Consider the following 4908-nt stretch of genomic DNA (forward strand, 5'->3'; position numbering starts at 1 on the left):
GTGATGTTCATTGCCAATCCCGGGAAGAAGACCTGACATGCATTCGCTCCTCAGCAACCCCAGCCTGATGGACTGCCGCCGGCTGTTCCTGCACGACTACGAGGTGCGGATCAACATCGGCGTGCACGAATTCGAGAAGAGGGGCGAGCAGCGGGTGCTGATCAACGTCGATCTCTACATTCCGCTCGCGATGTCGACGCCGAAGGCCGACAAGCTCGACGAGGTGGTCGACTACGACTTCATGCGCCGCACCATCGCCCACCGCGTGCTGCAGGGCCACATCCACCTGCAGGAAACGCTGTGCGACGACGTGCTGGCGCTGATGCTGGCGCACCCGCGCGTGCGCGCCGCGCGCGTGTCGACCGCGAAACCCGACGTGTACCCCGACTGCGAAGCCGTCGGCTGCGAAGTGTTTGGAATGAAGAAGGACCTGTGATGAGTGCCGTACTGGACAACCGACAAGACACCAAGGACGAGGCGAAGCAGGCCTTCGAGATCAACAAGCTCAGCAAGCGCCTGCACCGCCAGGTCGGCCAGGCGATCGCCGACTTCAACATGATCGAGGACGGCGACAAGGTGATGGTCTGCGTGTCCGGCGGCAAGGACAGCTATGCGCTGCTCGACATCCTGCTGAACCTGCAGCAGCGCGCGCCGATCCGCTTCGAGCTGGTGGCGGTGAACCTCGACCAGAAGCAGCCGGGCTTTCCGGACCACGTGCTGCCGGAGTACCTGAAGTCGCGCGGCGTGCCGTTCCACATCGAGAACCAGGACACCTACTCGATCGTCAAGCGCCTGATCCCCGAGGGCAAGACGATGTGCAGCCTGTGCTCGCGGCTGCGCCGCGGCATCCTGTACCGCGTGGCCGGCGAGCTCGGCGCGACCAAGGTGGCGCTCGGCCACCACCGCGACGACATGCTGCAGACGCTGTTCATGAACATGTTCTTCGGCAGCCGCATGAAGGGCATGCCGCCGAAGCTGGTCAGCGACGACGGCAAGAACATCGTGATCCGCCCGCTCGCCTACGTGGCCGAGCCCGACCTGGAGCGCTGGGCCGCGCACCGGCAGTTCCCGATCATCCCGTGCACGCTGTGCGGCAGCCAGGAGAACCTGCAGCGCGTGCAGACCAAGCAGATGCTGCGCGACTGGGACAAGCGCTTCCCCGGCCGCATCGAGAACATGTTCACCGCGATGGGCAACATCGTGCCGTCGCACATGATGGACCGGAACCTCTACCCGTTCACCACACTCAAAACCACCGGCGTGCCCGATGCCGCTGGCGATCGGGCCTTCGACGACGACGAGAGCTGTGCCCCGGCCGAACCCGCCGGCGACGCGGTGCCCATCAAGCTGCACGTTTGACCTGACGGAGGCCGACCATGTGGAAACCTGCCCTGACCACCACCCTGCTGGCCGGCGCGCTGCTGGGCCTGGGGGGGTGTGCCGCGATGAACGCGGTCGACAGCAACGTCTCCACCTACAGCCAATGGCCGGCCGGGCGCAGCGCATCGACCTACGCCTTCGAGCGCCTGCCGTCGCAGCAGGCGCGGGCGATGGAGCAGGAGAAGCTGGAGTCGATGGCCCGGCACTCGCTGCAGGTGGCCGGCTTCAGCGAGGCGGGCGACGCGAAGGCGGCCGATTTCACGGTGCAGGTCGGCGCGCGCATCAACCGCTACGACGTCTCGCCGTACGACGACCCGTTCTGGTGGCATGGCGGCTTGTTCCGTTCGCGCTACGGCTACGGCGGCTATGGCCGAGGCCCGTTCTGGGGCCCGCCCGGCTACTTCGGCCCGCGCTACTACGACACGACCTACTACGACCGCGAGGTGGCGGTGCTGATCCGCGACCGGCAGTCCGGGCAGGTGGTGTATGAGGCGCGCGCGGCCAACGACGGTACGACGATGGGTGGCGATGCGATGATCGCCGCGATGTTCGACGCGGCGCTGAAGGACTTTCCRCAGACCGGGATCAACCCTCGGCGCGTGACGATCCAGCTTCCGCCGAGCTGATCCATCATCGCCCGGTGTCCGCCGCCAGCGCGCGAAAGTCGCCGGCCCAGCCCTTGAGCTTCTTCGCCGCGTACTGCCGCTGCTCCGCGGTCGTCGTGTTGTGCAGCTGCGCCCCGAACTCGCAGTTGTAGCGCGTCAGCTTCTCCTGGTAGCTGCGGAAGTTCTCGCGCGGCGAGTGCTGCACCCGCTCGGCGATCGCGCGCAGCGCGGCCTGCACCTGGGGCTGCGGCGGCCGCTCGGCCAGCAGCTTTCGCAGCGTCTGCAGCACGTCCTGCTGGCGCGCCTTGCGTTCGGCCAGCCACAGCTCCGGGTCGAACGGCGATGCCGCCATCGCCCGCCGCACCCGCTCGGTCTGCGCCTCGTCGAGGTCGCCGTACAGCATCTCGGCGCGCTCCATCGTGCGCTTCATCGTGGCCTTCAGCCGGTCCTGCGGGTCGGGCTGCAGGTAGTCGTCGGCATAGTCCTCGTTGACCTTCGCGTAGCGCTTCTCGATGTGCTTCAGCTGCTCCGGCCTCAGCGACAGCGCCGTCTCGGCCAGCGCCGGCAGCGCCTGGTCGAGGCCGGTGAACATGCRCGATTCGACCTCGTCGGTCCAGCGGCAGGCCTGGGCGGCCGTGATGGGTTGCTGCAGCTCGCCGGCCAGCTTGTCCACCCATTGCGCATAGTCCGGCAGCTGGGTGCGGCGGTTCCAGCGGAACCACGACGTGATCGCGTCGCGCACCCGCGGCGTCTGCTCGTCGTTGAAGTCGATGTACTTGTCCAGCCACCAGTAGCCGAGGTCCGGCGCCTGGTTGTAGGCCAGGCGCATCGCACCACACCCTGAAAGCAGGGTGGTCAGCGCCAGCGCGACGCCGATAATCACCGACCTGAAAAAAGGACGTTGCATGGCACTCGACATCGTGATCATGGCCGCGGGCAAGGGCACCCGCATGAAATCCAGCCTGCCCAAGGTCTTGCACAAGCTGGCCGGGCGAAGCCTATTGCAGCATGTTCTCGGTACCGCAGCATCGCTGGGGGCGACCCGCATCATCACGATCACCGGCCACGGCGCCGAACAGGTCGAGGCGGCGGTGCAGGCACCCGGATTGCTCTTCGTGCGGCAGATGCCGCAGCTGGGCACCGGCCACGCCGTGCAGCAGGCCGTGCCGCAGCTGCACGACGAAGGCACCACGCTGATCCTGAACGGCGACACGCCGCTGATCGAGGCGGCCACGGTGCGCGCGCTCGTCGATGCTTGCGGCGGCGAGCGCTTCGCGCTGCTGACGATCACGCTGGCCGATGCCACCGGCTACGGCCGCATCGTGCGCGACGGCGAGCAGGTGCGCGCGATCGTCGAGCACAAGGACGCGACGCCCGCGCAGCGCGAGATCCGCGAGGTCAACACCGGCGTGATGGCGGTGCCGACGAAGCGCCTGAAGGGCTGGCTGGCCAGGCTCGACAACAAGAACGCCCAGGGCGAGTACTACCTGACCGACATCATCGCGATGGCGGTCGCCGACGGCGTGCCGGTCGTCACCGCGCAGCCGAAGAGCGAGACCGAGGTGCTGGGCGTCAACAGCCCGATGCAGCTGGCCGACCTGGAGCGCCGCTACCAGCGCGCCCGTGCCGAGGCGCTGATGGAGGCCGGCGTGCGGCTGGCCGATCCGGCGCGCTTCGACGTGCGCGGCAGCCTCACCTGCGGCAGCGACGTCGAGATCGACGTCAACTGCATCTTCGACGGCGAGGTCGAGCTCGGCGACGGCGTGCGCATCGGCGCGAACTGCGTGGTCCGCAACGCGCGCCTCCTGGCCGGCGCGGTGATCCATCCATTCACGCACATCGACGGCGAGGCGCAGGGCGTCAGCGTCGGGCGCGGTGCGCTGGTCGGCCCGTTCGCGCGGCTGCGCCCCGGCGCGCAGCTGGGCGACGAGGTGCACATCGGCAACTTCGTCGAGGTGAAGAACTCGACGCTCGCAAAGGGCGCGAAGGCCAACCACCTGGCCTACCTGGGCGATGCGACGGTCGGCGAGCGCGTGAACTACGGCGCCGGCAGCATCACCGCGAACTACGACGGCGCGAACAAGCACCGCACCGTGATCGGCGACGACGTGCACGTCGGCAGCAACTGCGTGCTGATCGCGCCGGTCGTGATCGGTGCCGGCGCGACGATCGGCGGCGGCTCGACGATCTCGAAGGACGCACCGGCCGGCCAGCTGACGGTGTCGCGCGCGAAGCAGGTGTCGCTCGAGGGGTGGACGAGGCCGGTCAAGAAGCGCTGACGGGCCGCACGAGCCGTCCGCCAGGGAACCAATCGGCGCCCGGGGTCACACAGGTCGGTTGCAGTCAACCGCTCCGAAGGATCCCGTGAGCCCCCTGGAAAAGCAGATGAGCATCGCGGCGTTCATCGACGACCTGCTGACGCAGGTTCCCGAACTGTCAGCGTTGCACAGGCAGCACATCGAGGCCCACCAGGGCCTGGTGCCTGCGGTATTCATGGCCGATGTCACCCGGGTGGTGATGGGGCTGGTGAAGGAACCGGCCGGGGCGGAACCCGTCACCCGCTTGCTGCAGCTGATGGAGCGGGCGCTTGAATCGCGCGACACCGGCGTCAGGGACCTGGTCAAGGCATCGCTGGTCGAAGGCCTGTCCGTCCGCACCGCCGCGGCCGCCGAGCGCTGGCTCGCCAACGACGACATCATCACGCGGCCCTGAGTCGGTGAGTCTGCGCCCGGCGTTCACACCAGCGCCGGCCGCGCCAGCGCGATCGCCCACGCCTCGAACGCCGCCGCCGGCAGCGGCGAGCTGACCAGCTCGCCCTGCAGTTCGTCGCAGCCGAGCCGCGTCAGGAAATCCTGCTGCGCGATCGTCTCGACGCCCTCGGCGATCACCGTGATGTCCAGGCTGCGCGCCAGCTGCACGATGG

Annotated in this window: 7 protein-coding genes; 5 read left to right on the plus strand and 2 right to left on the minus strand. The window is 68.3% G+C overall.

The annotated features are described in order from the left end of the window. The first annotated feature begins 37 nt into the window (after window positions 1–37). The 3 genes from AC1D15_RS18040 to AC1D15_RS18050 are packed head-to-tail and all read left to right on the plus strand — an operon-like array spanning window position 38 to window position 2006. Window positions 38–436: a dihydroneopterin aldolase gene (locus AC1D15_RS18040; RefSeq protein ID WP_047507768.1), complete on the plus strand. Its 399-nt coding sequence runs from the start codon at window positions 38–40 to the stop codon at window positions 434–436. Continuing rightward, a complete protein-coding gene (ttcA, locus tag AC1D15_RS18045; protein WP_465110629.1) occupies window positions 436–1359 on the plus strand; it encodes a tRNA 2-thiocytidine(32) synthetase TtcA in 924 nt (307 codons plus the stop codon). The genes AC1D15_RS18040 and ttcA overlap by 1 nt, the downstream gene beginning before the upstream one ends. 17 nt (window positions 1360–1376) lie before the next feature. Then, on the plus strand, window positions 1377–2006 hold the full coding sequence (locus AC1D15_RS18050) for a DUF4136 domain-containing protein (RefSeq protein ID WP_477827064.1): 630 nt from the start codon (window positions 1377–1379) through the stop codon (window positions 2004–2006). Between the two features lie 4 nt (window positions 2007–2010). Here AC1D15_RS18050 and AC1D15_RS18055 read toward each other — a convergent pair whose 3' ends face one another. Then, window positions 2011–2892 (minus strand): DUF6279 family lipoprotein, encoded by an 882-nt coding sequence (locus AC1D15_RS18055; protein WP_477827065.1) that lies wholly within the window; start codon window positions 2890–2892, stop codon window positions 2011–2013. On the opposite strand from AC1D15_RS18055, the gene glmU reads away from it, so the two are divergent. Then, window positions 2891–4264 carry a bifunctional UDP-N-acetylglucosamine diphosphorylase/glucosamine-1-phosphate N-acetyltransferase GlmU gene (glmU, locus tag AC1D15_RS18060; protein ID WP_477827066.1) on the plus strand — a complete coding sequence of 458 codons (1374 nt, stop codon included), beginning with the start codon at window positions 2891–2893 and terminating at the stop codon, window positions 4262–4264. The genes AC1D15_RS18055 and glmU overlap by 2 nt on opposite strands. Before the next feature lie 85 nt (window positions 4265–4349). Beyond that, window positions 4350–4697: a DUF7674 family protein gene (locus AC1D15_RS18065; protein WP_465110633.1), complete on the plus strand. Its 348-nt coding sequence runs from the start codon at window positions 4350–4352 to the stop codon at window positions 4695–4697. Window positions 4698–4720: 23 nt separating this feature from the next. Here the strand turns inward: AC1D15_RS18065 and AC1D15_RS18070 are convergent. Further along, the coding region (locus AC1D15_RS18070; RefSeq protein ID WP_477827067.1) for an EAL domain-containing protein at window positions 4721–4908 on the minus strand (188 nt) is incomplete at its 5' end.

The organism is Rhizobacter sp. P2_H2, assembly GCF_056403375.1.

Bases quoted from the DNA above. Each gene is read 5' to 3' on its own strand.
- AC1D15_RS18040 (WP_047507768.1), top strand. From the start codon at position 38: ATGCATTCGCTCCTCAGCAACCCCAGCCTGATGGACTGCCGCCGGCTG.
- ttcA (WP_465110629.1), top strand. From the start codon at position 436: ATGAGTGCCGTACTGGACAACCGACAAGACACCAAGGACGAGGCGAAG.
- glmU (WP_477827066.1), top strand. From the start codon at position 2,891: ATGGCACTCGACATCGTGATCATGGCCGCGGGCAAGGGCACCCGCATG.